This is a genomic window from Geobacter metallireducens GS-15, from assembly GCF_000012925.1.
Classification (GTDB): domain Bacteria; phylum Desulfobacterota; class Desulfuromonadia; order Geobacterales; family Geobacteraceae; genus Geobacter; species Geobacter metallireducens.
The window spans coordinates 1,447,815-1,471,338 of record NC_007517.1 but is presented as its reverse complement, the minus strand read 5'-3'; the positions used below and the strand labels follow the sequence as shown (position 1 = coordinate 1,471,338).

The following is a 23,524-nucleotide window of genomic DNA, read 5'->3' as shown; positions in this document are numbered from 1 at the left end:
GTGTTGGTAGTGGCTGGGGTGCCAGGATTCGAACCTGGGAATGCCGGAATCAAAATCCGGTGCCTTACCGCTTGGCGACACCCCAAGAGCAAGGATCATCCTTATAGCAAACGATCCCGAACCCTGTCAACGGTTTTTTCAGATTATTTTAAAAAGTGACTTCCGCTCCGCTGAGCACCGGCTTCGATGGCCCTGACGTTTGCCGGGATGAATCGGTGATTGCGCTCGGGGAGCGTCTTGCGCAGGGCACCTTCAAGGGATTGCAGCGATACGGCACCGGTCTTTGCGGCGTAGGCCCCCACGGCGACCATATTGACCATCCGAAGATCTCCCAACTGCATGGCAATTTCGTTCATGGGGATGGGGATCAGTTCGATATCCGACCTCGAAAAATCGCCTATTTCCACAAGAGAGGTGTTGACGATGCAGACGCCGCCCGGCTTCACCCGGGAGGCGTATTTATCGAAGGAAGTCTGGTTAAGGATGACGGAGACCGATGGATTGCCAACAACCGGCGAGCCCACCTCGCCGTCAGCGATGACAACGGTGCACATGGCGGCACCGCCGCGCTTCTCGACCCCGTAGGAGGGGTAAAAGGAAACATTCTTCCCCTCCCCCATTGCTGCGTAACCAAGGAGGTTTCCGGCCAAAAGAACTCCCTGGCCACCGAAACCGGAAATAAAAACGTCATGACGCATGGGAACACAACTCCTTGAGAATTTCTAGATTGCCGCAGTCCGCTAGAGGTCAGCAGCGTTCTTGAATACTCCAAGCGGAAAATAGGCGCACATTTCAGTACCAACGCGCTCGTTTGCCTTGATCGGATCCATCCCCCAGTTGGTGGGGCAAGACGAGAGGGCTTCGATGAAGGAGAACCCTTTCCCCTCCGCCTGGTACCGGAACGCCTTCTTGATCTGCCGCTTGGCGTCCATGAGGTTCTTGGGATTGTTGACCGCCACCCTGGCCGAGAAGGCAACCCCCTCGAGTTGGGCAAGGAGCTCGGCCATCCTGATGGGGGCGCCATCCTTCCCCTGGTTCCTCCCGTAGGGAGAGGTTGAAGTCCTCTGCCCCACAAGGGTAGTGGGGGCCATCTGGCCACCGGTCATGCCATAGGTGGTGTTGTTGACGAAGATGACCGTCATGTCCTCGCCACGGTTGGCGGCGTGGATGATCTCGGAGGTGCCGATGGCGGCCAGGTCGCCGTCACCCTGGTAGGTGAAGACAAAGGCGTCGGGCCGGGCACGCTTGACGCCGGTGGCCACCGCCGGAGCCCGGCCATGGGGAGCTTCGACCACGTCAATATCAAAATAGCCGTAGAGAAAGACCGAACACCCAACCGACGCGACGCCGATGGTCCTCTTCTGGACGCCGAACTCGTCCATGGCCTCGGCCACGAGACGGTGAAAGGTGCCGTGATGGCAGCCGGGGCAAAAGTGGGTCTGGACATCCTTGAGACTGACCGGTTTTTTGAAGACCTGTTGCATTAAAAACCTCGGGATCGGGGATCAGGAACCGGGGACCGGTAAAAAACCATCAATCAAATCATCCCCGGTGATCCCCCCTAGACGTAATAGTTAGTGATCTGTTCCAGCAACTCCTCAGGAGTAGGGAGAGAACCAGCCCCCGGGGGCCTGCCGTAGAAGAAGACCTCTGCGTCGCGGGCTACGGAGAGACGGACGTCCTCCACCATCTGGCCGGCGTTGAGCTCGATGTCGAGCACTTTCTTGCACCGCTCCGTTGCGGCGAGGAAGGCTTTCTCCGGAAAGGGGTAAAGGGTTATCGGACGCAGCAACCCCACCTTGAGGCCCTTGTCGCGGGCGGCCATGACGGCACTCTTGGCGATACGGGCGGCCGAACCGAAGGCCGTGACAACGAGCTCGGCATCATCGAGCATGAATTCTTCCCACCGGGCTTCTTTTGCTTTCAGCTCCCCGTACCGGGCGTGAAGCTTCCAGTTGTGGGCCTCCAACTCGCCGTCCCCCAAATAGAGCGACTTCACGACCCGCTGTTCGCCGTCCCCCTTGCCGCGGACGACCCAGTCCTTAGGGGGGAGGTTCCGCTCGGGGCGTTTATTGGGAATGACCGACTCCTTCATCTGGCCGACAACGGAATCGCCGAGGATCATCGACGGCATCCGGTAGAGGTCGGCGAGGTCAAAGGCGAGCATCGTCAGGTCATACATCTCCTGGACCGACGCCGGGGCAAGGACGATGATGTGATAGCCGCCATGCCCTCCCCCCTTGACCGCTTGAAAGTAGTCGGCCTGGGAGGCGTCGATGCCGCCGAGCCCCGGGCCCGACCGGCAGATGTTGACGATCACCCCGGGCAACTCCGCGCCGGCCATATAGGAAATCCCCTCCTGTTTCAGGGAAATGCCGGGACTGGATGACGAGGTCATGGCCCGCACGCCGGTGGCCGAGGCGCCGAGAAGCATGTTGATGGAAGCGACCTCGCTCTCGGCCTGGATGAATTCGCCGCCAAGCTTGGGGAGTTCCCGCGACATGTATTCGGGGATATCGCTCTGGGGAGTGATGGGATAGCCGAAGTAGTAGCGGCACCCGGCCTCAATGGCGGCCATGGCAAGGGCTTCGTTCCCTTTCATGAACAGACGCTTTGTCAAAGCAACCTCCGTGAATGAATCAGAAAAAACGGTCTGACAGAAACCTTTCAGGACAAATCAAACTTCGCTGCAGGCGTATGCGAACAATTAGCCCGGTATCACTTGAACACCACAATGGCAACATCGGGACAGATTTCCGCACAGAGAGAACAACCGGTGCACTGATCCTGATGGGTTGCAACCGCAGTCACATACCCCTGTTTATTGGCGGTGTCGCTCATTATTACAAGCTTTCTCGAACAGGCGAGCGTGCACAGGCCACACCCCTTGCAGCGCGATTCGTCTATCTCAATGTACGCCATGGCAGGCATTCCTTTCACACAAAATCTTCGGCATTCGGGCAACGAAACAAACCTAACAGAATCCCATAAGGAGCGTCAATTGTAATTTATTCTGTAAAAATGCGATTTGCCGCTTGATTTCGATCAATGTTCACGTTACAAGATTAAATAACGTCATAAACTCTTTCATTGACAAAGGGAGGGAAACCGAATGGCTTCGACATTGTTGGAATTAACGGCAGGCATTGTCTCTTCACACGCTGCTATGTCAGAACTTTCCACCGAAGAACTGGTACAGGAAATTCAGAAAGTGTACACGACTCTGCAGCAGCTTGAAGGAGGCGCGCCCGAGGCCGCGCAGGCAGAAGAGACCAAGGCTCCCGTCATCAGTCTCAAGAAGGCTTTCCAGGCAGATCAGGTCGTCTGCATGATCTGCGGCAAAGGAGGGATGAAGACCCTCACCCGCCATCTGGCCCAGGTCCATGACATGAAGCCGAGGGAATACCGGAAGCAGTTCAACATTCCGTCTTCCCAGGCCCTGACTGCCAGGAAGTTCTCCGAAGCGCGCAAGAAAATGGCCCAAGAGCGGGGGCTTGCCGATAATCTGGCCAAGGCCCGCGCAGTAAGGGCTACCAAGATCCAGGAAAAGAAAGGGGCGCCCGCCGAGAAGCCGGCAAAGCCAAAGGGAGCGCCGCGGAAGAAAAAGGCTTAACCCGCCATTTTCCCCTCATCAACGGTGAAAGCCGTCCTCTCCGGGCGGCTTTTCTATTTTCCCCCCAATGCCATCATGGCCCGGGAAAGGGCCGCAAACTCGTCAAGGCTCAGGGTCTCACCACGCCTCCCCGGCTCTATCCCGCACACTGCAAGGGCTTCAGACAACTGCTCCCCGGAAAGCCCCAGGCCGGCATTTTTCAGACAGTTCCAGAGGGTTTTTCGCCGCATGGAGAAAGCCCCTTTCACGAGGCGGCGGAAATACTGCTCGTCTCCCACAGCCACCCGGGGCTTTTCGAGGGGGACGAAGCTCAGGACGGCCGAGTCCACCTTCGGCACGGGATGGAACGAACCTGGTCTGACGATCATTTCCCGCGTCACATCAAAATGAAGTTGGAAAAAGACCGACAGGATGCCGTAATCCTTAGTCCCCGGTGAGGCGGCGAGGCGGTCGCCCACTTCCTTCTGAAGCATGAGCACCAGACGGGAGAAGAGATCGCGGTTGTCGAGAAACGCAAAGAGAACCGGCGTGGATATGTTGTAGGGGAGATTGGCTGCCACCTTCCACCGTTCTCCCCCTTCATAAGCCAGGAGGTCGCGCAGGTCGATCTCCAGAATGTCGCCGTGGACGATCTCCACTCGCGGGTTATCCCGAAAGGCCTGGCGGAGTACCGGCACGAGCCGCGTGTCCAACTCCACCGCCACAAGGCGCGCGCATCGATGAGCCAGCATCTCGGTGAGGGCGCCCTTTCCCGGCCCCACTTCCAGAATGCGGTCGTCGGGCCGCATATCGACGATGTCCGCGATCCGTGCGAGAACATGACGGTCCACGAGAAAATTCTGCCCCAGCGCCTTGCGGGCGCGAATCCCCTCCCCTCTCACGACTCCAGCCTCGTCCGGATCGTATCCAAGGGCCAGTTTACCAAGGCGTCCAGGGAGAGGCCGTCGCTGATCCCCCGGGAGAGGTAGAAATCACCGGGAACCGCCAGCATGGCGGCGTTATCGCTACAGAGGGAAGGAGAAGGGATGGCGAGCTCGATTCCCCTGTCAGCAGCCTCCCGGGCCATGTCGCGGCGCAGGGCGCTATTGCAGGCAACGCCGCCGGCAACCACGACCCGACCGATCCCCTCGGTCTCTGCGGCAAGGAGCGTTTTCGTCACGAGCACGTCGCAGGCGGCCCGTTGAAACGAAGCGCAGAGGTCCCGGAGTTGCTGGCCATCCTCCTGGACCGGATTCTTGCGGACATGGTTCAGAACCGCAGTCTTGAGGCCGCTGAAGCTGAAGTTGAAGCTGCCGTCGTGGAGGAGCGGCCGGGGGAAGGAAATGCTGGCTGGGTCCCCCTCGGCGGCAAGGCGATCGATCTCAACCCCGCCCGGATAGGGGAGTCCCAAGAGCTTTGCGACTTTGTCGAAGGCCTCGCCGGCAGCGTCGTCGCGGGTCTGGCCGAGGGTGGTGTAGCGGCCGATGCCGTCGACCCGGTAGAGATGGGTATGCCCCCCCGAGACGGCGAGGGCCACGAAGGGAAACGCCACCTCTCGCTCCAGGAAAATGGCCGAGAGGTGCCCTTCGATATGGTTCACCCCAACGATGGGGAGCCGGCGGGCAAAGGCGATGGCCTTGGCAACGGCGGTACCCACCAGAAGTGCCCCGGCCAGTCCCGGCCCCTGGGTCACGGCGACCCCCTCGATGGCGTCGAGGGAGACCGAAGCAGTGCGGAGGGCTTCGTCGATGACGACCGGGATGCTCTCCAGATGTTTGCGGGAGGCTATCTCAGGGACAACCCCCCCGTAGACGGCATGGTCCTTCACCTGGGTCGCAACGATGCTCGACAGCACCGTGCGCCCGTCGCGGACCACCGCGGCGGCGGTTTCGTCGCAGGATGTTTCGATCGTGAGAATGAGCATTACAGCAGATTCGCCGCCAGTTCCGCCAGGTCGGAGCGCTCGCCCTTGGTCATGGTGACATGGCCGGCGATTGCCTGCTCCTTGAAGCGCTCCACCACGTAGGTAAGGCCGTTGGACGAGGCATCCACATAGGGGTTGTCAATCTGGTAGGGGTCGCCGGTGAGGACGATCTTGGTCCCCTCCCCAGCCCGGGTAATGATGGTCTTGATCTCGTGAGGCGTGAGGTTCTGGGCCTCGTCGACGATCATGAACTGGTTCGGTATGGAGCGACCCCGGATGTAGGTGAGGGGCTCAATTTCCATGATCCCCATGGCCATGAGCTCCTTATACCCCTTGCTGTGGCGCTTCTCGGCCTCATGCCCCGACAGGAGAAGTTCCACGTTGTCGAAGATGGGCTGCATCCAGGGGGCGAGCTTCTCCTCGATATCTCCGGGAAGGAACCCCAGGTCGCGCCCCATGGGAAAGACGGGCCGGGAGACGAGAAGGCGGTTGAAGACGTTCTCCTCGGCGGTCTTGTGGAGGCCCGCAGCAATGGCCAGCAGCGTCTTGCCTGTACCGGCCTTCCCCACGAGGGTCACGAGCTTGATGGAGTCGTCGAGTAGAAGATCGAAGGCAAAGGCCTGCTCGCGGTTGCGGGGGAAAATGCTCCAGACCCCCTCCTTGCCGGTCTTGATGAGGGGAGTGATTTTCCCATCCCCCACCCGGTACTTGCCGAGGGCCGTATGGGAAGGGTTCGCTTCATCCCGCAGGGTGACGCACTGGTTCGGGAAGAAGGTCTGTCCGGGCAACTCCACCCACCCCTGGCCATGGAACCGGTCAACGGTATCGGCCGCCACGTCGATCTCGGTGAAACCGGGGTAGAGCTCTTCGATGTCGACCTTATCCGATTCGTAATCCTCGGCCTTGAGGCCGATGGCGTCGGCCTTTATCCGCAAGTTCGTATCCTTGGTGACGAACACGACGGGCGCGCCACCGTTTTCTTCCAGAATCTTGACGGCCACCGCCAGTATCCGGTTGTCCCCCCGCTCCTCGCGCAACTCGGGAGGAAGCCGCTTCATGATCTTCTCCTCGTACATCTCCACCCGGAGCATCCCGCCGGTCTCGAGGGTAATGCCCGAGGAGAGGGACCCAATCTTGCGCATGTCGTCCAGATAACGGGAGACCTGGCGTGCGTTGCGTCCCGTCTCGTTCATGTCCTTTTTGAAGCGGTCCACCTCTTCGATGACCGTAATGGGGATAATGATGTTGTTTTCCTCAAACTTGAAAATGGCCTGGGGATCGTAGAGGAGGACGTTGGTATCGAGTACGAAGTTTTTCATCGAGGTTTCTCTTTTCGTGGATGGAGTTTAGAGATAATGCGCTACATGCCCGCCCGCGGGTTGGATGCTATTTTTCGATGACATGCACCTGAAGGCCCGAGGAGAGAGCGAGGATCTTGATAAAGACCGGCCTGTCACGGTACCTGGCGTCGAGGATCACCTCTCCCTCGCGGTTGATCGCCGCAAGGACGCTCTCGGGCGATTCCTTGATGGTGTAAAAGTTGTAGATACCCGTTGCGTAGAGTTCGTCCTTGGTCACCGGCTTCTCGGGGGGAAGCGAACATCCGGCGAGACATGCCACTACGAGGCAAAGTGCAACAAGGAATCGCTTATTCATACTTCCCCCTTTGACGAATCATTCATCATGAGTTGTGGGGCCATAACACGGACATAACCGTACGGAAAGGGGACTCTCACGGAGAGCTGATAATCTTCCCCATCGCCTGGAGAAAGGTACCGATCTCTTCATCTGTGGTGAAGTAGCCGGGGCTCACCCTGACCGCGCCGCCGGGATAGGTGCCGATGGTCCGGTGGGCAGCAGGGGCGCAGTGGAGCCCTACCCGCACGCAGATATCGAACTCCTGATCGAGCCGGAAACCGATGGTCTGAGGGTCGACTCCCTCCACCGTGAAACTCACGAGCCCCCCCCGCGGTTCGTCCGGCAATGGTCCGTGGCAGGTTACTCCCGGCAGCGCTCCGAGCCCATCCATGAGAAAGGCGACCAGTTCCTCTTCCCGCTTCCGGATCACTTCCAGTCCCACGGTTCGGATGAAATCGACACCTGCCCCGAGACCGGCGATGCCCGGCAGATTGTGGGTCCCGCTTTCGAACCGTTCGGGCATGGCGTCGGGCTGTTCCACGCCCGACGAGTATCCCCCTGTCCCCCCGACAAAAAGCGGTTCCAGATCCACACCTTCGGCCACACAGAGAATGCCGGTCCCCGGGGGCCCCATGAGCCCCTTGTGCCCCGGCGCTGCCAGGAGATCGATCCCCATGGCCGAAACGTCGAGGGGAATCATTCCCGCGCTCTGGGCGGCATCCACAAGGGTGAGAACTCCGGCGCGACGGGCCACGGCGGCAATTTCCGTGACCGGTTGGATGGCGCCGGTCACGTTGGAGCAGTGGGCAAGGGCAATGAGTCGCGTCGAAGGGCGGATGGCGGCAGCGATCTGGTCCGGGGAGACAAACCCGCGACGGTCGGCCTCGATCCAGGAAATCTCGACTCCCCGCTGCCCGGCCAGATGGAGCGGGCGGACGAGCGAATTGTGTTCCGCCGAGGTGGTGACCACGTGGTCGCCGGGCCGCACAAGCCCCAGCACCGCCAGATTGAGGGCCTCGGTGGCACTATGGGTGAAGACCACCCGCGACGAATCGCCGATGCCGAAGAGGGCCGCCACCGACTCCCGCGTTTCAAAGAGAAGACGGCTCGCCTCAATGCCGCGACGGTACCCTCCCCTGCCCGGGCTGACCCCCACGTCACGCATGGCCCTGTTCACCGCTTCATAGACCGGTTCAGGCTTGGGATACGACGTTGCTGCATTATCGAGATAAAGCGACATTAGGAAAAAGCTAGCATGACGTCAGCTATTTAGCAACGGAATTCAAGGTCGGGAAATACGGCCGCGCCTTGAGCACCGGGTTCACGAAAATCCTTCCCCTGGCAGGGTTCTGGGCCTGGAGGTCAAGACGCATGTCCAGCGGCGGGGAGGGATCCCCCCACCAGTTGGCAATTGCTCTAAAATCGTCACGTCCCGCGTTTTCGATATCGAAGCGGCCATTGCCCGAAAAGGCGTTCCCCCACGCGACACCCTGTCCATCCTCGACCCGCAGGCCGATGTCAGCGTTGGACACAATTTCGTTGCCATATACCCGAACCCGGGACCGGACGAGGTGAATCCCCACGTGGCGGTTCTCCGCGATCCGCGTACCCGTCACCTTTCCTTCGCAGTCGGTGAGGACAATGCCGGTGCCGTTTCCCTGGAAAAAAGAGCCGGACATGCTGAGCCGGGACGCGACCCCGGTTAACCCGGTCTCCCTGTTATCCGTTAAACCGGCCCCTTCCAGGAGGAGGGAGCCGCCACGCACCGTCATGCCAAGGCGATTGTCGCGTACCACCATGTCACGGATATCCGACTCGCTCTCGACGAGTTCCATGCCGACAGCATTGTCCGAAGCTTCTCCGCCACTGACCGTGACGATGGAGTCCTGAAACCGGGCGCCGGTTCCGCAGGCGGCAAAAAAGACCTGTTTGAGGGTCACAGAGGAAAAGGATGCATCGATGCCGGCGACCGCACCCTCGATGCGGCACTGCTCAAGGAGGTTTTTCTTCTCGCTGCCGAGCAGGATGATCCCTTGCCACTCGCCGGCCAGGGGATCGGGAAAGCTGGTCGTGAAGCGGACCGGCGCATCGGCGTTTCCGCGGACCACGAGCCTCCCCTGAACCAGGAGGAGCGGACCGGCTCCATCCCCAGGGACCGTCCGCCTGAAACGGACGACAGTCCCCGGCTCAAGGGTGAGGGTCGTCTGCGGCGCCACAGTGAGTGAGCCCTCCACAAACACCTCGCCGCTCCAGACCGTGTCCTCGGTCAGAACGGCATCGTTGTATAACCGCTCTACCGGTACGGCCATCCGAGGTGCGATGCGTGATATCCCCGGAAGCGCCGGTATCACTTGGGGAGGAACGACGGCCGGTTTGTTTTCGGGAGAGGGCGCAAGCGGAACCGGAGGAGACTCCTCATTGGCAACGGTCGCACCGGGCGCAACGACTGGCACCGACACCTGCGCGGAGGAAGGGGAAACAAGGGTCTTCCCCCGAGCGAAAAGTTCCGAAACCGTCCCGCACCCACCGAGGACTGCCGCCATCCCGAGCAAAACGGAGAGAGCCAACGGCATCCTCATGGTCGCCATTGTAGAGCGCCTCATGGTTTTTCTCCCATAGTCCGGTAGTAGACCCTGTTCTTGCCATACTCCTTGGCCCGATAGAGGAGTTCATCCACCCCATTGAGGAGGTCGTCGCTGGTCTCGCCGTCCTGGGGATAGGAGACTACGCCGACACTTACGGTTACGGCATTGAGAGCGATCCCTCGCATTTCGTCGACACTCTTCTGTTCCACGGACTCCCGGAGCCGCTCCGCAACATTAAGCGCGCTGGAAAAGTCGGTTTCCGGCAAGAGCACGATAAACTCCTCGCCCCCGTAGCGAAAGGCAAAATCGGTATTGCGCAGCGCCTCCGTGAGAATATCTCCCATGCTCCCTAGGAGCTTGTCGCCAAGGGGATGTCCATAGGTATCATTGAACTTCTTGAAGTCATCCACGTCCATCATGATCAGTGAGAGGGGGTTGCCGTAACGCTTGGCCCGGTTCAGTTCCCGACTGAACATCTGCTGAAAGTAGCGCCGGTTGTAAAGACCGGTCAGGGCGTCGGTTATGGCCATGAGCCGGGTCCGCTCATGGAGCTGAGCATTATCGATGGCCATGGCGGCAAAGGAGGCGAGGACGTCCAGAAGTTTCATTCTCTCCCGATCGAACTCCCGGGGGACAAAATCGCACAGGTAGAGAATGCCCGCAAGCCGGCTCTGCACTTTAAGGGGAATGCAGGCCTGAGATCTGATCCCCTCCCTGATGACAATGGGGTCGACAAGGAGGGGGTTATCTTCGGTGTCGTTGACGAACAGGATCTCGCCACCGGAGATAACCCGTTCAGTGACCCCTCCAGGGCGGATTTCCCACCGCTCGGCCAAGACGAATTCGGGGGTAAACCCCTGGTGGGCGTGGAGAGTCAGTCCCCCCTGAACGGTGTCGTAGAGGACAATGCTTCCGGCGGAGGCGTCGGCAAAGCGCATCGCGCTGGTCAGTATCTCCAGGAGGACCTGATCAAGTTCGAGGGTGGAAACCACCATCCTCGCCACCTCAATCAACTCCCTGAGGGCGCTGACTTCCTCTTCGAGCAGCTCAATGGTGCATTTCAAGCTATGTTCCATGGTCTGTTCCGTCCGCCAGAAAAATGAAAAAAACTAACACAAAACCTCAGGGATGTAAATTGCCAGCACCCCACCTGCACACACAGCAAATCGGCCGATGGAGTAATGCCTTGTTGAATCAACCCGTTAGGTCATTTTTTTTTACCCCTTGACAGGCCATACATATTGTGGATATTCTTTTGCGGCACCACAACATATATGGCAAACAGCCTTTATACTGCATTATTCACCAAACACTGCGCAAGGAGAGGAAATTATGGCAGAAACGAAGACGACAGTGGATATCCCCGGCCTTTCGAAGAACGCCCGCACCGTGCTCGAGAAGCGATACCTCAAGCGAGACACTGACGGGAGAGTCCTCGAAACTCCCGCCGACATGTTCCGGCGCGTGGCCGAGGCCATTGCCGTTGCTGACCGTAATTTCGACAAGAAGGCCGACACCAAGGCCCTGGCCCAGAAGTTCTACGACCTGATGACCTCCTTCGAGTTCCTCCCCAACTCCCCCACCCTCATGAACGCGGGGCGCGAGCTGGGCCAGCTCTCCGCCTGCTTCGTCCTCCCTGTGGGGGACTCCATGGAGGAGATCTTCGACGCGGTCAAGTACACGGCCCTCATCCACAAGTCCGGCGGCGGCACCGGCTTTTCCTTCTCGCGGCTGCGTCCGGCCAACGACGTGGTCCGTTCCACCTCGGGCATCTCCAGCGGCCCCATCTCGTTCATGCGGGTCTTCGACGCCGCCACCGAAACCATCAAGCAGGGGGGAACCCGGCGCGGCGCCAACATGGGGATCCTCCGCGTGGATCATCCGGATATCATGGACTTCATCATGTGCAAGGATGACCAGAAGCACCTCAACAACTTCAACATCTCCGTGGGGCTCACCGAGGCCTTCATGGAGGCGGTGGAGAGGGACGCCGATTACGATCTGCGCAACCCCCGTGACGGGAAGCCCTGCGGGACCCTCAACGCCCGCAAGGTCTTCAGCCGCATCGTGAAGCAGGCCTGGAAAAACGGCGAGCCGGGAATCATCTTCCTGGACCGCCTCAACAAGGACAACCCGACTCCCCACATCGGCGAGATCGAGTCCACCAACCCCTGCGGCGAGCAGCCGCTCCTCCCCTACGAGTCATGCAACCTGGGCTCCATCAACCTGGGGAAGATGGTGAATAACGGCGACGTGGACTGGAAGCGCCTGCGGGAGGTCATCCGCCTGGGAGTCCACTTCCTGGACAACGTCATCGAGGTGAACAACTACCCCCTCCCCCAGATCAACGACATGACCCGCTCCAACCGCAAGATCGGCCTCGGCGTCATGGGGTGGGCAGACATGCTGATCCTCCTGGGGATCCCCTACAGCTCCCCGGAGGCCATCAGCCTCGGCGAGAAGGTGATGCGTTTCATTAACGACGAGGGGCACGCCTATTCCCGCGAACTGGCCGCCGTGCGGGGAGCGTTCCCGAACTTCGTGGGTTCCACCTTTGACCGGCCGGGAGAAGGCCCCATCCGCAACGCCACGGTGACCACCATCGCCCCCACCGGCACCATCTCCATCATTGCCAACGCATCCAGCGGTGTGGAACCCCTCTTCGCAGTCTCCTTCGTGCGCCAGGTCCTCGACAAGAACATCCTCGTGGAGGTAAACCCCATTTTCGAGGAGATTGCCCGGGATCAGGGCTTCTATTCCGAGGAGCTCATGCAGAAGATCGCCCAGCACGGCACCGTCCACGACCTGGCCGAGATTCCCGAGGATATCCGCAAGGTCTTCGTGACCGCCCACGACATCACCCCGGAAGACCACATCGAGATGCAGGCCGCCTTCCAGAAATACACCGACAACGCCGTCTCCAAGACGGTCAACTTCCCCAACGCCGCCACCATCGAAGAGGTGGAGAAAGTCTACCGCCTGGCCTACAAACTGGAGTGCAAGGGGGTCACCATCTACCGCGACGGCTCCCGGGACGAGCAGGTCCTCTCCACAGGCGCCAAGGAGGAAAAGGAGAAAGTTGTCCAGACGGAGGAGAAACGGGCCGTGAAGCGGGACCGTCCCAAGGCCCTCAAGGGATGGACCTACCAGATGCAGACCGGCTGCGGCCCACTCTATGTCACCGTCAACGAGGACAAGGCCGGGCTTTTCGAGCTCTTCACCACCATGGGGAAGGCGGGCGGGTGCGCCTCCTCCCAGTGCGAGGCCATCGGCCGCATGGTGTCCCTCGCCTGGCGCAGCGGCGTCCAGGCCCGGCAGGTGATCAAGCAGCTTCTCGGCATCTCCTGCCACCTCCCCGCGGGCTTCGGCGACAACAAGGTTCTTTCCTGCGCCGACGCCGTGGCCAGGGCGATCCAGGCCCACATGCAGGCTGCCGGCTACGATGTGGGGCTCGAAACCGCGGCTCCTGAACGGGGCGCCTGCCCCGAGTGCGGCGGCATCGTGGAGCACGAAGGCGGCTGCGCCGTCTGCCGGGTCTGCGGCTATTCCGAATGCGCCTGACCGGCAACAACTGACCATGAACGACGAAAGGCCCGCATCTTGCGGGCCTTTCTCATTGACAAAACGTTCAGTATGTTCCTGCCACCGTGCCGTCAGGGACGATCCCGCCACAATTCCACCAGCGTCGCGGCATCCTCTCCCGCAAGCCGGAACGAGGCCACAACGTCAAGCCGTTCCAGGATGGCGTGGACGGTCCGGCGCAGAGTTCCGGTACCCTTGCCGTGGATGATCCGCACCGAGTAGATCCCCCGCTCGCGGCAGGCCGCCAGGTAGTCGGGGACGAGATCCTTCACCTCGCCGGGCCGGAAAGTATGGAGATCGAGAGTCCCGTCGATGGGCAGTTCAATGGTCAGGTCTTCGATCATGGATGTATTATCCTCGGAAGCCCGAAGTATCTCCCCTTCCTTTCAAAAACGCTATTGATTTCTCCCTCCCCTGTGGTAATCCAGAATGGGAGTGCAACGCAACCGCCCATTTTCCCTGAAAGGATTGCCATGACTACCGACATCACCGCCATGCTCTGGGACACCGATCCCCTCTACCATGCACACGCACCGGAACTCGAAGCCGATCTCGCCTCAGGAGCCGCCGAGACGAAAGCATTCCGGGTAGCCTACCTGGGGAAGGTCGCCTCCCTCGATGCAGCCGGACTTCTGGAAGCTCTCCGGCGTTACGAGGCCCTCACGGAGCTTCTTGTGAAACCCCAGCTTTACGCCCATCTCCTCTTCGCTGCCGACGCCGGGAACGACGAGCACAAGAAGCTCTCCCAACGGACTGCCGAGTTCGGCAACCTCATGGGGCGTGAGCTCCTCTTCTTCGATCTGGAGATCATGGAGATCCCCGACGGGGGTTTCGCGGAGATTGTCGCGGACGGTGGCTTGGCCGGCTACCGCCACTACCTGGAGAGCGTGCGCAAATTCAAGCCCCACACCCTCACGGAGCGGGAGGAGCAGCTCCTGAAGCTGAAGAACCTCACGGGGGCCGAGGCCTTCACCCGGCTCTTTGACGAGCTGTCGGCATCCTTCCGCTACCGGATGGAACTGGACGGGGAAGAACGGGAATTCACCGGCGAGGAGCTCCTGGGGCTCCTCCATCATCCAGACGCAACAGTGCGGGAGCGGGCCTTCGCCATCTTCCTCAGGCGCCACGAGGAGGAGGGGATCGCCCTCGGTGCCATCTTCAACACCGTGGCTCTCGACCACGGCCAGGAATTGGAGCTCCGCAGCTACCGCCACCCCATGGAGCCCACCAACCTGGGGAACGAAATCCCCGAAGAAGTGGTGAATCGTCTCATGGATGTCTCTGAGGCCAACTACGGCCTGGCCCGGGACTATTTCCGCCTCAAGGCGCGGCTCCTGGGGCTTCCGAAGCTCAAAAATACTGATGTCTACGCCCCGGCTGGCGAAACGGACCGCCATTACACCTTCGAGGAGGCCCGGGACTTGGTCCTGGAGGCCTATGGTGCCTTCCAGCCCCGCTTCCGCGACATCTGCGCCGCCTTTTTCGCCGAGCGGCGTATTGACGTGCTGCCACGCCCCGGCAAGGGAGGAGGCGCGTTCTGCATGGGGATGACGCCGAGCCTCTCCCCGTATGTGCTCCTGAACTTCACCGGCAACCTGCGCGACGTGGCGACCCTGGCCCACGAACTGGGGCACGGGCTCCACTTCGTCCTGGCCCAGAAGCAGACCATGCTCAACTACCACGCACCGCTTCCTCTGGCGGAAACGGCGTCGGTCTTTGGCGAGATGCTCCTGACCCGGTTCCTTCTTGAACGGGAATCCGACCCGCAAGTGAAGATCGCCCTTCTCTGCGCCAAGATCGAGGATATCATCGCCACCACCTTCCGCCAGAACGTCCTCACCCGCTTCGAGGAACGGATGCACAAGGAGCGGAAGGAGGGGCTCCTGACCTCATCACGGCTCTGTGACCTCTGGTGGGAGGAGAACGGCAAGCTCTACGGCGACGCCGTGGAGATGATCGAGCCCTACCGCTGGGGGTGGAGCTACATCTCCCACTTCATCCATGCCCGCTTCTACTGCTACTCCTACACTTTCGCGGAGCTTCTGGTCCTTTCCCTCTACCGCAAATACCTGGAGGACGGCGAAACGTTCATCCCCACCTATGTGGGAATCCTGGAAAGCGGCGGCTCCCTGTCGCCGGCAGACACGGTGAAGCCCGCGGGAATCGACCTGGCCGATCCCCACTTCTGGCAGAAGGGGTATGATTTTCTGGCGGAGCTGATCGAAGAGTTGAAGGGATTGGTGGCGAAACAGTAAGTTCGCACGATGCATGCAAAAACAGAAAGGCCGCCGGGATTCATTCCCGACGGCCTTTCTTCTTACTTCGGCACCAATCAGTACCGGTAATGATCGGTCTTGTAGGGTCCCGCCTTCGGCACGCCGATGTAGGCGGCCTGCTCTTCGGTGAGCTCCGTGAGCATGGCGCCCAGGGTCTTCAGCTGGAGCCGGGCCACCTTCTCGTCCAGCTCTTTGGGAAGCATGTAAACACCGACCGGGTATTTGCCGGGATTGCAGAAGAGCTCCATCTGGGCCAAGGTCTGGTTGGCGAAGGAGGAGGACATGACGTAGGAGGGGTGCCCCGTGGCGCACCCCAGGTTCACGAGCCGCCCCTCTGCCAGGAGGATGATCCGCTTGCCGTCGGGGAAGATGATGTGGTCCACCTGGGGCTTGATGTTCTCCCACTGGTATTGCTTGAGGGCCGCAACCTCGATCTCGTTGTCGAAGTGGCCGATGTTGCAGACAATGGCGTTGTGCTTCATGGCCTTCATGTGGTCATGGGTGATGACATTGATGTTGCCGGTGGTGGTAACGAAGATGTCGGCCTTGTCGGCGGCCCACTCCATGGTGACCACCTTGTACCCTTCCATGGCGGCCTGGAGGGCGCAGATGGGGTCGATCTCGGTGACCCATACCTGGGCCTGGAGCCCGCGCATGGCCTGGGCGCACCCCTTGCCAACCTCGCCGTAGCCGCAGATGACGGCCACCTTGCCGGCCACCATCACGTCGGTGGCCCGCTTGATGCCGTCCACCAGGGATTCGCGGCAACCGTAGATGTTGTCGAACTTGGACTTGGTGACCGAGTCATTGACGTTGATTGCCGGGAACTTGAGGCGTCCTTTCTCGTGCATCTGGTAGAGCCGGTGCACGCCAGTGGTGGTCTCTTCCGTCACCCCCTTGATGGCTGCGGCGGTCTTCGAGTACCACTCCGGTTTTTCGGCAAGGCGCTTCTTGATGGCGGCGAAGAGGAACTGCTCTTCTTCACAGGTGGGATTGGCCACAACCGACGGATCCTTCTCGGCGTCGCTCCCCAGGTGCAGGAGCAGCGTGGCGTCGCCGCCGTCGTCCAGGATCATGTTGGGAGTGCCGCCGTCGTGCCACTCGAAGATCCGGTGAGTGAACTCCCAGTACTCCTCCAGGGATTCCCCCTTGTAGGCGAAGACCGGGATGCCGGCTGCGGCAATGGCGGCAGCGGCGTGGTCCTGGGTGGAAAAGATGTTGCACGATGCCCAGCGCACCTCGGCGCCCAGCGCCGTCAGGGTCTCGATGAGCATGGCGGTCTGGATGGTCATGTGGAGCGAACCGGCAATGCGGGCACCCTTCAGGGGCTGGCTGGCGGCGTACTCCTCGCGGATGGCCATGAGGCCCGGCATCTCGGTTTCGGCAATGACCATCTCCTTGCGCCCCCAGGCGGCAAGGGAGAGATCCCTCACGTGGCAGTCAGTGAACGCGGCAGTCGTCGCGGTCGGTGTGCTGGTTGTCGACATCGTATCCTCCGTTGGTTATGGTTATTTGGTATCACAGCAACAGGCAAAGAAATTTTATAACATCTATGGCACTGCAGGGTCAAAGTCGAATTCCCGCTCCAACAAAAAAAAGGGGCACCTGCTGGTACCCCTTTTCCTCTGTGCGTCAAAGAAAACGACTTATGCGGCCTTTTCTGCCTGACCGGCCTCCTCGGCGAAGAGCTCGTCGAAGATTTCCTGAACGGTGGTGATGCGGTCGGCCTTCCAGGCGTTGGTACCGCAGAAGACGAGCCCCGACTCCACATCTCCCTGCTGGGCCCGGTCGAGGGCACTTACGATGCAAAACCGCTCGCCGCTTTCCTTGTAGGAGCATTTCTTCAGGCAAGCATTGCTGCAGGAAGTTGCGTTTGTCTCATCATAAAGAGTTATATTCTCCTGATTGCTGAGGATGGCTCGCCCCGGAAGCCCCGCCGGGCTCATGATGAGGCCGATATCCTCCTTGCGGCAATCGAGGTACATCTGCTTGTAGGCGTCTTCGGCATCGCACTCAACCGTCGGCACGAAGCGGCTCGCCATCTGAACACCGTCGGCCCCTTCGGCAATGGCGTGGAGGACGTCGGCACGGTCCCAAATACCCCCTGCGGCGATAATCGGTATCTCTTTACCGTATTCGGAGCGGAAGAATTCCTTTATGGACCGGATGGTGCCGTACTGGTCATAGTCACCGGTACCGATGTTTTCCAGCTTTTCACCCAGGTGACCGCCGGCGGTGTCGGGGTCTTCCACAACAACCGCATCGGGAAGACGGCCGTATCCTTTATCCCACTTTTTGGCGATGAGCTGGGCAGCACGAAGCGAGGACACGATCGGTACGATGGCCACATCAGGGGCGTGGGCGGTAAGGCCGGGAAGCGTCATGGGCAGACCCGCTCCGCAGACTATCACCTTGGCGCCACCCTCGATGGAAGCCTGGACGAGCTCTTCATAATCGGCGAGCGCCACCATGATGTTAACGCCGATTACCCCGTCGGGAGCAACTTCGTAAGCCTTGCGCAGCTCCTGTCGAAGCGCCTCTGGATTGGACTGGAGGTAATTAGAACCGGTGTAGAGGCCGCTGTTGAGAGTAATGCCGGCAGTGGCCACGAGCCCCACGCCGCCGCACCTGGCCACGTGCCCCGCAAGCCTCCACCCTGAGATGCGAACCCCCATCCCTCCCTGGATGAGCGGATACCTTGCCTCATGCTTGCCGATCTTCAGCGGTCCCATCAAATTCCTCCCTTACCGGTGTGTTTTACCTCGGCAACCATAGCAGAATCGTAACCACTCCATGTGTAATACTTTTGTAAAACGAAATCCTCCCTTGCAAACGAGACAGGGGGGTGCTACACAAAACACCATGAAGTGGCTGAAGAGACTCGTAAATCCCCTCATGGCCCTGATCGGCATCCAGGTTGTCTGGGGGCTCCTGGTTTTTTTCTGGATCACCTGGTTCGTGGGTCGCCACAAGGAGTTCCGGGAACTGGCCGAACGCTACCGCCCCGAACTCCTGGGCCGCGGCTTCGACTGGGCGGTGCTCGTGGAGGGGATCGTACTCCTCGTCATCATCCTGGTGGGGGTCTACGTCATCTTCATCTACTGGCGCCGCCAGTCGAACCTGAACCTGGAACAGAAGGACTTCATCTCCCAGGCGACCCACGAGCTCAAGTCGCCCTTGGCCTCCATCAAGCTCCACCTTGAGACGATCCGTCTCCGCAAGCCTCCTCCCGAGAAGCTGGAACGGTTCCTCGATACCATGCTCGTGGATATCGACCGGCTCGACAACCTCACCAGCAATATCCTGATGGTCGCCAAGCTTGAACAGCGGCGCCGTGCCTCCCAGTACCCGGTGGTGGATTTTTCCGCCCTGGTGACCCGGTACATGGACCAGCAACGCCACGTTCTCCCCGAGGGAGGGAACGTGATCCTCGACATTGAAAAAGGGATTTCGGCGGCCATCGATGTGGAGGGGATGGAAACGGTTCTGCGGAACCTGTTCGAGAACGCGATCCTGTACAGCATCGGTGCCCCGGAGATCCGCGTAACGCTGAAACGGGATGGGAACCGCTGCACCCTCTCCTTCCAGGACAACGGCAAAGGGATAGACCGGAAAGACCTCAAGAATGTCTTCCGAAAGTTCTACCGCATCCGCAGCAGTGGCGAGGCCATCCGGGGGACCGGCCTCGGTCTCTGGATCGTCAAGTCAGTGGTAAAGGAGCACGGCGGAACCGTAACCGCCACGAGCGCGGGTATCGGAGAGGGGACTAGCTTCATCATCAGCCTCCCCCTCCCCCGCCGTAAGAGGGGCTCCCCATGACCGAAGAAAAACCCCACATCCTCCTGGTTGAAGACGAGATGCACCTGGCCCGGGGGATATGTTTCAACCTCGAAATGGAAGGATACCGGGTAAGTCACGTGGAGAGCGGCGAAGAGGCCCTGGAGCGCCTTGCCTACGACCGCTTCGCCCTCATCATTCTCGATGTCATGCTCCCGGGGATGGACGGATTCGCGGTCTGCGAACGGATCCGCACCATGGACAGCCGCGTGCCGGTGCTGATCCTGACCGCCCGTTCCGATGAGGGGGCACGGGTCACGGGGCTCCAAAGCGGCGCCGACGACTACCTCACCAAGCCTTTCAGCCTGAACGAGTTTCTCTTAAGGGTCGGCGGGATGCTGCGGCGCTCCTCCTGGTACCGGCCGGAACCGGTGGAGGAAGCCTACCGGTTCGGCGACAACGAAGTATTCCTCCTCTCCTATCACGCCCGGACCGCCCAGGGCGAAATCGATCTGACGGAACTGGAGGTAAAGATGCTCTCCCTTTTCTTCCAGCGGGAGGGAGAGGCGATCAGCCGCCGGGAGATCCTGGAAAACGTCTGGGGATACACCTCCGACACCGAAACCCGGACCCTCGACAACTTCATCGTACGGCTCCGGAAATACTTCGAGCCGAACCCGGCCAGACCGATCTACTTTCACACCGTTCGGGGACTGGGCTACCGCTTTAGCAGGAAAGGGAGCGAGATAGTGAGATCGTGAAGGAGTAGGATACAAAAGGAGAAAAGGCCGGGTGACGCAAAGTCATCCGGCCTTTTTACTATCTCGCTACTTACTATCTTACTATCTCGCTAGATTCCCGCCTTCTGGCGGATCATATACACCTTGTCGGTCCGCTCCCAGGTGAACTCGGGCAGCTCACGGCCAAAGTGACCGTAAGCGGCGGTCTTGCGATAAATGGGGCGGAGAAGGTCCAGCTGCTCGATGATGGCGCGCGGCCGCAGGTCGAAGACCTCGCGGACGATCTCGGCAATCCGCTTGGAGGAGATCTTGCCGGTGCCGGCGGTATCGACCATGACCGAAACCGGCTCGGCAACGCCGATGGCGTAGGCTACCTGAACCTCGCACTTCTCGCACAGGCCGGCGGCTACCAGGTTCTTGGCAACGTAACGCCCCATGTAGGCGGCAGAGCGGTCCACTTTCGAGGGGTCCTTGCCGGAGAAGGCGCCGCCGCCATGGGCACCATGGCCGCCGTAGCTGTCGACGATGATCTTGCGCCCGGTCAGGCCGCAGTCACCCATGGGACCGCCGACGACAAAGCGGCCGGTGGGGTTGATGAGCATGCGGGTCCGTTCGTCCATGAGGTGGGCCGGGATGATCTTCTTCACGACCTCCTCGATGATCCCTTCCTTGATGGCTTCGTAGGAAACCTCCGGCGTATGCTGGGATGAGATGACGACCGTATCGACGCGCACCGGCTTGTCGTCCACATATTCGACGGAGACTTGGGACTTGGAGTCGGGACGAAGGAAGTCCAGCACACCGTTCTTGCGCACCTCGGCCAGCTTCTGGGTCAGCTTGTGGGCATAGGTGATGGACATCGGCATGAGTTCGGGGGTTTCGGTGCAGGCATAGCCGAACATGAGCCCCTGGTCGCCGGCCCCCTGCTCCTTGAACATCCCCTCGCCCTCCGTGACCCCCTGGGAGATGTCAGGGGACTGTTTGTCAATGGAAACGAGCACCGCGCAGGTTTCCCAGTCGAACCCCATGGCCGAGTCGTTGTAGCCGATCTCCCGGATGGTCTCGCGGACAACCTTCGGATAGTCCACCACGGCACTCGTGGTGATCTCGCCGGCAATAACCGCCATACCGGTAGTTACCAGGGTTTCGCAGGCAACGCGGGCCCTGGGATCCTGTGCAAGAATCGCATCAAGAATGGAATCCGACACCTGATCCGCGACCTTGTCGGGATGTCCCTCGGAAACCGATTCGGAGGTAAAAATATAGTCCTTCATCTCCATCGCTGATCGTTCCTCCTCGCTGGTGAAAATGGCCTGCTCAATGATTTGCAAAGGTGTGAATTGTATAAGCTGGCAGCAACGGATGTCAAGGAAGAAAACGGGAAGAAATCAGTCGAAACTCTCGGAAAACCGTGCGGAAATCTCGCTGTTCAGGAAGGCCTCCACTTCGGCGGCGGTGGAAAAAGTGAAGGCCCGGGAGACGAGCAACTGGGCGTCAGCCTTGACGGCCCGGCGCAGGACTTTCTTGACTCGCGGAATCGACACGCCGGTCATGGACAGTTCATCAAACCCCAAACCGAGGAGTATGGGAAGATAGCGTGACTCGCCCGCCACCTCGCCACACATGCAGGCGCGGATTCCGGCGGCATGGGCCGCATCGACCACCGTCCGGAGAGATCGGAGAACAGCGGGGTGCATCGGTTGATAGAGGTGCGCCAGGTGCTCATTGGTTCGGTCGATGGCCAACGAGTACTGGATGAGGTCATTGGTGCCGACGCTGAAGAAATCCACCTCCCGGGCAAGAATGTCGGCAACGAGCACAGCCGACGGAATCTCGATCATGATGCCAACATCAATGGCGTTGTCGAAGGGAACTCCTTCAGCACGGAGCTCATTTTTCGCTTCCTCCAGAATCGCCTTGGCGGCGCGCACTTCCTCTACCCCCGAAATCATCGGGAAGAATATCCGGACTTTTCCCCGTACGCTGGCGCGCAGAATTGCCCGCAACTGGGTCTTGAAGACCTCGGGTTTACGGAGAGACAGACGAATGGCGCGCAGTCCCAGGGCCGGGTTCATCTCGTCTTCCAGATGGAGGTCGGTGGCGAGTTTATCGCCCCCCACGTCGAGGGTGCGAATGGTTATCGGCAGAGGTGCCATTGCTTCGACGATTGCGGAGTAGGCCAAGTATTGCTCTTCTTCGTCGGGAAGTCCCTGGCGGTTCATGTAAAGCATCTCGGTCCGGTAAAGACCGATCCCCTCACCTCCGTGACCCTTGAGCGTTGGGATCTCCTCGGCAAACTCAATGTTACCCATGAGTGAAATCCGATGGCCGTCTATGGTCTCGGCAGGGAGATCCCGCAGTTTAAGAAATTCCTGCTCCAGATAGTCGTAACGTTGCTTGCGCCGCAGGTAATCGCGAAAGGTATCCTGGTCGGGATTGACGACCACCGTCCCGTCAGTGCCATCGATGATTATCGGCAGTCCGTCGATGTCTTCGCCGGTAATCGTTTCAAGACCTACGACTGCAGGAATTTCCAGTGCCCTGGCCAGTATGGCGGTGTGTGATGTTCGTCCCCCCAGATCAGTTATGAAGCCGATAACGTTGTTCTTGTCGATCTGGAGAATGTCGGTTGGAGAGAGGTCGTGGGCGACGATGACGATCTTGCCACCGTCAATGGAGCCGATGCACTCCTGTCGTTTTCCCACCATGGCGCGCATGATACGCTCGACGACGGTTTCTACATCACCGGCCCGTTCGCGCAGATACTCATCTTCAATGGCGGAAAAGAATTCTTTGAACTTTAGGAGGTTACGCTTGAGGGCAGCTTCGGCATTGATCTTCTCGCCGGCAATCAGATCAAGGGTGCCACGGGTCAGCATCCCATCTTCAAGGATCAGAAGGTGGCTATCGACAACATAGAGGTGTTCCGGACCGCGGCTTGACGCCAGATGCTCCTTGACAGCAAGGAGCTCTTCCCGGGCATCCTGAAGCGCTGCGAGGAAGCGGGCGCACTCCAGTTCCACCTCTTCATCGCCGATGGAAACCTCGGTGACCGCCACGCGACTGCGGTCGGTCAAGCGTGCCGTGCCGATGGCGATGCCGGCCGAGGCTTCTATTCCGCGAAAAATCCTCGTTTCATTCCTCGCCGAATCCATTGGTTATAAGCTCTCCGAGGGCGGCCATTGCTTCCGCCTCGTCCTCCCCCTCAATTTTCACCCTGATAAGTGTTCCCTTGGCCGCGGCCAGCATCATGATCCCCATGATGCTCTTGCCGTTCACCTCGATCCCCTCTCGCACAATCTTTATGTCAGAGCGAAAACGGCTTGCCGTCTTGACAAAAAGGGCCGAGGCCCGTGCGTGGAGACCGAGTTTGTTGATGATGGTGAATTCCTGGTCGAGCATTTCAGTCC

Annotated in this window: 22 protein-coding genes and 1 tRNA gene; 5 read left to right on the top strand and 18 right to left on the bottom strand. The window is 60.0% G+C overall.

The features are described 5' to 3' along the window. Window positions 1-10 precede the first annotated feature (10 nt). The 5 genes from GMET_RS06595 to GMET_RS06575 form a co-directional block, all read right to left on the bottom strand. Window positions 11-85: transfer RNA gene (locus GMET_RS06595), tRNA-Gln, on the bottom strand. A gap of 58 nt (window positions 86-143) precedes the next feature. Continuing rightward, window positions 144-698 (bottom strand): 2-oxoacid:acceptor oxidoreductase family protein, encoded by a 555-nt coding sequence (locus tag GMET_RS06590; protein ID WP_004512057.1) that lies wholly within the window; start codon window positions 696-698, stop codon window positions 144-146. A 42-nt stretch (window positions 699-740) separates the two neighbouring features. Then, window positions 741-1,484, bottom strand: coding sequence for a thiamine pyrophosphate-dependent enzyme (locus GMET_RS06585; protein ID WP_004512058.1), 744 nt, complete (start codon window positions 1,482-1,484; stop codon window positions 741-743). Window positions 1,485-1,561: 77 nt separating this feature from the next. Continuing rightward, window positions 1,562-2,620: a 3-methyl-2-oxobutanoate dehydrogenase subunit VorB gene (locus GMET_RS06580; RefSeq protein WP_004512059.1), complete on the bottom strand. Its 1,059-nt coding sequence runs from the start codon at window positions 2,618-2,620 to the stop codon at window positions 1,562-1,564. A gap of 98 nt (window positions 2,621-2,718) precedes the next feature. Beyond that, window positions 2,719-2,922 (bottom strand): 4Fe-4S dicluster domain-containing protein, encoded by a 204-nt coding sequence (locus tag GMET_RS06575; RefSeq protein ID WP_004512060.1) that lies wholly within the window; start codon window positions 2,920-2,922, stop codon window positions 2,719-2,721. A gap of 190 nt (window positions 2,923-3,112) precedes the next feature. Between GMET_RS06575 and GMET_RS06570 the strand changes: the two genes are divergently transcribed. Then, a complete protein-coding gene (locus tag GMET_RS06570) occupies window positions 3,113-3,613 on the top strand; it encodes a MucR family transcriptional regulator (RefSeq protein ID WP_004512061.1) in 501 nt (166 codons plus the stop codon). A 53-nt stretch (window positions 3,614-3,666) separates the two neighbouring features. Here the strand turns inward: GMET_RS06570 and rsmA are convergent, their stop codons facing one another. The 7 genes from rsmA to GMET_RS06535 all read right to left on the bottom strand — a co-directional run bounded on the left by rsmA (window position 3,667) and on the right by GMET_RS06535 (window position 10,815). Further along, entirely contained in the window at window positions 3,667-4,494 is an 828-nt protein-coding gene (gene rsmA, locus GMET_RS06565) for a 16S rRNA (adenine(1518)-N(6)/adenine(1519)-N(6))-dimethyltransferase RsmA (RefSeq protein ID WP_004512062.1), read from the bottom strand. After that, window positions 4,491-5,516 (bottom strand): tRNA (adenosine(37)-N6)-threonylcarbamoyltransferase complex transferase subunit TsaD, encoded by a 1,026-nt coding sequence (gene tsaD, locus GMET_RS06560; protein ID WP_004512063.1) that lies wholly within the window; start codon window positions 5,514-5,516, stop codon window positions 4,491-4,493. The genes rsmA and tsaD overlap by 4 nt, the downstream gene beginning before the upstream one ends. Further along, a complete protein-coding gene (locus GMET_RS06555; RefSeq protein ID WP_004512064.1) occupies window positions 5,516-6,835 on the bottom strand; it encodes a PhoH family protein in 1,320 nt (439 codons plus the stop codon). Before GMET_RS06555 ends, tsaD begins: the two co-directional genes overlap by 1 nt. A gap of 67 nt (window positions 6,836-6,902) precedes the next feature. Further along, complete coding sequence (locus GMET_RS06550; RefSeq protein WP_004512065.1) at window positions 6,903-7,172, bottom strand: hypothetical protein; 270 nt, start codon at window positions 7,170-7,172, stop codon at window positions 6,903-6,905. A gap of 76 nt (window positions 7,173-7,248) precedes the next feature. Next, the gene (locus GMET_RS06545; protein ID WP_004512066.1) at window positions 7,249-8,394 is read right to left on the bottom strand and encodes an aminotransferase class V-fold PLP-dependent enzyme; all 1,146 of its coding nucleotides are present in this window, start codon (window positions 8,392-8,394) and stop codon (window positions 7,249-7,251) included. A gap of 25 nt (window positions 8,395-8,419) precedes the next feature. After that, window positions 8,420-9,757, bottom strand: coding sequence for a right-handed parallel beta-helix repeat-containing protein (locus GMET_RS06540; RefSeq protein WP_011365800.1), 1,338 nt, complete (start codon window positions 9,755-9,757; stop codon window positions 8,420-8,422). After that, window positions 9,754-10,815 (bottom strand): sensor domain-containing diguanylate cyclase, encoded by a 1,062-nt coding sequence (locus GMET_RS06535; protein WP_004512068.1) that lies wholly within the window; start codon window positions 10,813-10,815, stop codon window positions 9,754-9,756. Before GMET_RS06535 ends, GMET_RS06540 begins: the two co-directional genes overlap by 4 nt. A 256-nt stretch (window positions 10,816-11,071) precedes the next feature. Here GMET_RS06535 and GMET_RS06530 point away from each other — a divergent pair, with 256 nt between their 5' ends. Next, a complete protein-coding gene (locus tag GMET_RS06530) occupies window positions 11,072-13,300 on the top strand; it encodes a vitamin B12-dependent ribonucleotide reductase (RefSeq protein ID WP_004512069.1) in 2,229 nt (742 codons plus the stop codon). Between the two features lie 92 nt (window positions 13,301-13,392). Here the strand turns inward: GMET_RS06530 and GMET_RS06525 are convergent, their stop codons facing one another. Beyond that, window positions 13,393-13,665 carry a Smr/MutS family protein gene (locus GMET_RS06525; protein ID WP_004512070.1) on the bottom strand — a complete coding sequence of 91 codons (273 nt, stop codon included), beginning with the start codon at window positions 13,663-13,665 and terminating at the stop codon, window positions 13,393-13,395. A gap of 129 nt (window positions 13,666-13,794) precedes the next feature. Between GMET_RS06525 and GMET_RS06520 the strand changes: the two genes are divergently transcribed. Then, entirely contained in the window at window positions 13,795-15,576 is a 1,782-nt protein-coding gene (locus tag GMET_RS06520; RefSeq protein WP_004512071.1) for a M3 family oligoendopeptidase, read from the top strand. A gap of 77 nt (window positions 15,577-15,653) precedes the next feature. Here the strand turns inward: GMET_RS06520 and ahcY are convergent, their stop codons facing one another. Together ahcY and GMET_RS06510 are read right to left on the bottom strand one after the other, a co-directional pair. Beyond that, entirely contained in the window at window positions 15,654-17,084 is a 1,431-nt protein-coding gene (gene ahcY, locus GMET_RS06515) for an adenosylhomocysteinase (protein WP_004512072.1), read from the bottom strand. 159 nt (window positions 17,085-17,243) lie between these two features. Further along, window positions 17,244-18,332, bottom strand: coding sequence for an NAD(P)H-dependent flavin oxidoreductase (locus tag GMET_RS06510; RefSeq protein ID WP_100206445.1), 1,089 nt, complete (start codon window positions 18,330-18,332; stop codon window positions 17,244-17,246). 127 nt (window positions 18,333-18,459) lie between these two features. Between GMET_RS06510 and GMET_RS06505 the strand changes: the two genes are divergently transcribed. Next, window positions 18,460-19,416, top strand: coding sequence for a sensor histidine kinase (locus GMET_RS06505; protein ID WP_004512074.1), 957 nt, complete (start codon window positions 18,460-18,462; stop codon window positions 19,414-19,416). Then, complete coding sequence (locus tag GMET_RS06500) at window positions 19,413-20,135, top strand: response regulator transcription factor (protein WP_004512075.1); 723 nt, start codon at window positions 19,413-19,415, stop codon at window positions 20,133-20,135. Before GMET_RS06505 ends, GMET_RS06500 begins: the two co-directional genes overlap by 4 nt. A gap of 89 nt (window positions 20,136-20,224) precedes the next feature. Here the strand turns inward: GMET_RS06500 and metK are convergent, their stop codons facing one another. The 3 genes from metK to GMET_RS06485 all read right to left on the bottom strand — a co-directional run bounded on the left by metK (window position 20,225) and on the right by GMET_RS06485 (window position 23,516). Continuing rightward, complete coding sequence (gene metK, locus GMET_RS06495) at window positions 20,225-21,394, bottom strand: methionine adenosyltransferase (protein ID WP_004512076.1); 1,170 nt, start codon at window positions 21,392-21,394, stop codon at window positions 20,225-20,227. A 108-nt stretch (window positions 21,395-21,502) separates the two neighbouring features. After that, window positions 21,503-23,269 carry a phosphoenolpyruvate--protein phosphotransferase gene (ptsP, locus tag GMET_RS06490; RefSeq protein WP_004512077.1) on the bottom strand — a complete coding sequence of 589 codons (1,767 nt, stop codon included), beginning with the start codon at window positions 23,267-23,269 and terminating at the stop codon, window positions 21,503-21,505. Beyond that, entirely contained in the window at window positions 23,250-23,516 is a 267-nt protein-coding gene (locus GMET_RS06485) for an HPr family phosphocarrier protein (protein ID WP_004512078.1), read from the bottom strand. The genes ptsP and GMET_RS06485 overlap by 20 nt, the downstream gene beginning before the upstream one ends. Window positions 23,517-23,524: the final 8 nt, after the last annotated feature.

Bases quoted from the DNA above. Each gene is read 5' to 3' on its own strand.
- GMET_RS06525 (WP_004512070.1), bottom strand. From the start codon at position 13,665: ATGATCGAAGACCTGACCATTGAACTGCCCATCGACGGGACTCTCGAT.
- GMET_RS06590 (WP_004512057.1), bottom strand. From the start codon at position 698: ATGCGTCATGACGTTTTTATTTCCGGTTTCGGTGGCCAGGGAGTTCTT.
- GMET_RS06575 (WP_004512060.1), bottom strand. From the start codon at position 2,922: ATGGCGTACATTGAGATAGACGAATCGCGCTGCAAGGGGTGTGGCCTG.
- ptsP (WP_004512077.1), bottom strand. From the start codon at position 23,269: ATGGATTCGGCGAGGAATGAAACGAGGATTTTTCGCGGAATAGAAGCC.
- tsaD (WP_004512063.1), bottom strand. From the start codon at position 5,516: ATGCTCATTCTCACGATCGAAACATCCTGCGACGAAACCGCCGCCGCG.
- GMET_RS06520 (WP_004512071.1), top strand. From the start codon at position 13,795: ATGACTACCGACATCACCGCCATGCTCTGGGACACCGATCCCCTCTAC.
- GMET_RS06585 (WP_004512058.1), bottom strand. From the start codon at position 1,484: ATGCAACAGGTCTTCAAAAAACCGGTCAGTCTCAAGGATGTCCAGACC.
- GMET_RS06555 (WP_004512064.1), bottom strand. From the start codon at position 6,835: ATGAAAAACTTCGTACTCGATACCAACGTCCTCCTCTACGATCCCCAG.
- GMET_RS06485 (WP_004512078.1), bottom strand. From the start codon at position 23,516: ATGCTCGACCAGGAATTCACCATCATCAACAAACTCGGTCTCCACGCA.
- GMET_RS06500 (WP_004512075.1), top strand. From the start codon at position 19,413: ATGACCGAAGAAAAACCCCACATCCTCCTGGTTGAAGACGAGATGCAC.
- GMET_RS06505 (WP_004512074.1), top strand. From the start codon at position 18,460: ATGAAGTGGCTGAAGAGACTCGTAAATCCCCTCATGGCCCTGATCGGC.
- ahcY (WP_004512072.1), bottom strand. From the start codon at position 17,084: ATGTCGACAACCAGCACACCGACCGCGACGACTGCCGCGTTCACTGAC.
- GMET_RS06545 (WP_004512066.1), bottom strand. From the start codon at position 8,394: ATGTCGCTTTATCTCGATAATGCAGCAACGTCGTATCCCAAGCCTGAA.
- GMET_RS06530 (WP_004512069.1), top strand. From the start codon at position 11,072: ATGGCAGAAACGAAGACGACAGTGGATATCCCCGGCCTTTCGAAGAAC.
- GMET_RS06535 (WP_004512068.1), bottom strand. From the start codon at position 10,815: ATGGAACATAGCTTGAAATGCACCATTGAGCTGCTCGAAGAGGAAGTC.
- GMET_RS06570 (WP_004512061.1), top strand. From the start codon at position 3,113: ATGGCTTCGACATTGTTGGAATTAACGGCAGGCATTGTCTCTTCACAC.
- GMET_RS06550 (WP_004512065.1), bottom strand. From the start codon at position 7,172: ATGAATAAGCGATTCCTTGTTGCACTTTGCCTCGTAGTGGCATGTCTC.
- GMET_RS06540 (WP_011365800.1), bottom strand. From the start codon at position 9,757: ATGAGGCGCTCTACAATGGCGACCATGAGGATGCCGTTGGCTCTCTCC.
- metK (WP_004512076.1), bottom strand. From the start codon at position 21,394: ATGGAGATGAAGGACTATATTTTTACCTCCGAATCGGTTTCCGAGGGA.